Origin of the sequence: Pseudolysinimonas sp., assembly GCF_044239695.1 — a bacterium.
Taxonomy (GTDB): Bacteria; Actinomycetota; Actinomycetes; order Actinomycetales; family Microbacteriaceae; genus Pseudolysinimonas_A.
The window spans coordinates 1-2,701 of sequence record NZ_JBIIAW010000185.1; the positions used below are offsets into that span (position 1 = coordinate 1).

General features: G+C 66.8%; 4 protein-coding genes. 3 read left to right on the forward strand and 1 reads right to left on the reverse strand.

The genetic code is table 11. The features are described 5' to 3' along the window. Window positions 1–262: hypothetical protein (locus ACILQS_RS16185; protein ID WP_395641153.1), on the reverse strand; the 262-nt coding region annotated here is incomplete at its 3' end. A gap of 427 nt (window positions 263–689) precedes the next feature. On the opposite strand from ACILQS_RS16185, the gene ACILQS_RS16190 reads away from it, so the two are divergent. From ACILQS_RS16190 to ACILQS_RS16200, 3 genes are all read left to right on the forward strand, one after another. Continuing rightward, a complete protein-coding gene (locus ACILQS_RS16190) occupies window positions 690–1,325 on the forward strand; it encodes a TetR family transcriptional regulator (protein ID WP_395641154.1) in 636 nt (211 codons plus the stop codon). Window positions 1,326–1,346: 21 nt separating this feature from the next. Further along, window positions 1,347–2,207: a spermidine synthase gene (locus tag ACILQS_RS16195; protein ID WP_395641155.1), complete on the forward strand. Its 861-nt coding sequence runs from the start codon at window positions 1,347–1,349 to the stop codon at window positions 2,205–2,207. Between the two features lie 3 nt (window positions 2,208–2,210). Then, window positions 2,211–2,701, forward strand: a 491-nt coding sequence (locus ACILQS_RS16200; protein WP_395641156.1) for a PQQ-dependent sugar dehydrogenase, incomplete at its 3' end; no start/stop codon positions are given.

Genomic DNA, 2,701 nt, shown 5'->3' on the forward strand with positions numbered 1-2,701 from the left:
CGAGGTCTTCGATCGGAGAGATCTCCTCGAAGATCTCATCGAGACCGCTGCGGGTCGGCAGGTCGGTGCGGCCCTGGGCCTCACCCTCCTCGACGCGAGCCTTCCAAATGTCGTTGCCGACGAGCCAGTCGAAGCTCTCGGTCTGCAGTGCAAGCAGATCGGGAACCGTCAGGGTGTCGGTGATCTTGGCGAACGAGAGACGGGACGCTGCCCGGCCGTTCTTAGTGGACTTCTTGTTGGACGCAGTGCGCGCAGCAGCCAAGGGAAATAACCTCCGTGGACCCCGTCGGGTCATGGTGTTGGTAGTGAAGTTCGCCCCAGGAAGAGATCCGCCCCGCCGCTATACTCGGGGCGCGCCAGCTGTCCACAATATGACTGCATGATTGGCTGGGAGCGCAAAGAACAACTATAAGACACAATCTGCCGACGTGTCTAGTTATTCCTTGACCACTTTCCGAAATTGGGCTATAAGCGCCACAAGCAGGTGGGGAATTCCGGTGGAACTCGCAGGTGGGAGTCCGCCACAATGACTAGTAAGAAACATCCGGTTGTAGCGAGGGCCCTCGGCCCCCGCTACAACAGCGGGTCTGCCGCAGTGGAACAGATCGCGGGTGATCAATAAACGTTACACACTGTAGCGCTATGAGAGTACCGCCGAACCGGCGTTATGTCCAGTCGAAGGGAATCCCGTGAGCGAGATCACGCACCAGGGACTACGCCGTCAGCCCGCGCAGGACCGCAGCACCCAGCGCATCGAGCTGATCCTCGACACCGCCGCCCGCCTGATCGACGAGGTCGGCTACACCGGCATCTCCCCCGCGCTCATCGCCCGCAACGCCGAGATGTCGGGCCCGGCTGTCTACCGCTACTTCTCCGACCTCGACGCGATCATCAGCGCCCTCGCCACCCGCGTGCTCGACCGGTTCCTCGTTCGCATCGGCGAGATGCTCGCCGCGCCCGAGCTCACCTGGGAAGAGGCGATGTCTGGCGCCGTCGACATCTACGCCGACATGTTCGCGAACGAGCCGGGTTTTCGCATCGTGCGCCTGCAGGGCAGCGCGGCCGCGACGCCCGTGGACTCCCGCGGCGACACCGGCGTGATCGCTGACGCCGTCATCGGCTACTTCAAGCCGCGTTTCGAGACCTGGGACCGCCCGCTGTTCCGCGAGCACGTGCAGGTGATGATCGAGATCATCGAGGCGCTCGTGACGCTCGCGTCGGAGTCCGACCAGTACGACTTCTTCATCGCCGAGGCGAAGCGCGTGTCGACCGGCTACCTCGGCACCTACCTCGCCGAAGTGCCGGGCACCCCGCCCACTGCCTAGCTGCGGTGAGACAATCGGGGAATGCCTGACGAGAATCCCTGGAAGCTGCTTCGCCTGAGCGGCTACCGCGCCGTGATCGAGCCGGACCGCTGGGTTCCCGGCTCGTACACCCTCGTGGTCGACGGCACCCCGCAATCCCACGTCAGCCTCGACGACCCCAGCCAGCTCTTCTTCGAGTACGTGCAGCGCATGGGGCACGTCATCGACCAGCTGCGGACGCCGGGAGAGCCGATCACGGCCATCCACCTGGGCGCCGGCGCCTTCACCATCCCCCGCTACATCCACGCAACGCGCCCCGGCTCGCGCCAGCAGGTCATCGAGCTCGAGATGGATCTCGTCGACCTGGTGCGCGAGCACCTGCCGCTGCCGAAGGACGCGCAGATTCGCCTGCGCCACGGCGACGCCCGCGAGACGCTGAAGAAGCTGCCCGACGGCCTCGCAGGCGCAGCCGACCTCATCGTCGTCGACGTGTTCAGCGGCGCGCGCACCCCGGCTCACGTGACGAGCATCGAGTTCTACAGCGAGCTCGCCAAGTTTCTCGCACCCGACGGCATCGTGCTCGTCAACGTCGCCGACGGCCCCGGGCTCGCCTTCGCCCGCGGCCAGGGGTCCACCCTACAGACGGTGTTCGGCAATGTCGCTGCCCTCGCCGAGACGCAGATCCTCAAGGGCCGCCGCTTCGGCAACGTCGTCATGGTGGCATCGAAGACCGCGCTGCCGACCGAGTGGATGCCGCGCCTGCTGGCCGGCGGGCCGCATCCGTCGGTCGTCGTGGCCGGCCGCGAGCTCGCCGACTGGATCGCGGGAGCCCCGGTCTCGACGGACGCCACCGCCATTCCGTCTCCGCCGCCGGCGAAGACCTTTCTGCAGTTCAAGGGGTAGACCATGCGCTCGATCACCGCCGTTGCCGTTCTCGCTCTGCTGCTCGCCGGCTGCACCTCGACCCCGCAGTCCCCGCCGCTGCCGACGCCGACGACCGGCGTCGACGGCCAGCTCGGACCCGTGACGCCGGTCGGCACTCCCGAGTCCGTCGCCAGCGGACTGCAGGCGCCGTGGTCGGTCGTGCGGCTCGAGTCAGGGTCGACACTCGTGAGCGAGCGGGACCGCGGCGTGGTGGTCGAGGTGAGCTCCGATGGGGAGCTGCGCGACCTGGCGACGATCGACGGCGTCGTGCACAAGGGCGAGGGCGGGCTGCTGGGGCTCGCCGTTCTCGACGAGGAGTGGCTGTACGCGTACTTCACGACCGCATCCGACAATCGAATCGAGCGGTTCGCGCTCGAGGGTGAGCCCGGGTCGTACTCCCTCGGCGCTGGCGAGGAGGTGCTCACGGGAATCGCGAAAGCGGGCAATCACAACGGCGGCCGCATCGCCTTCGG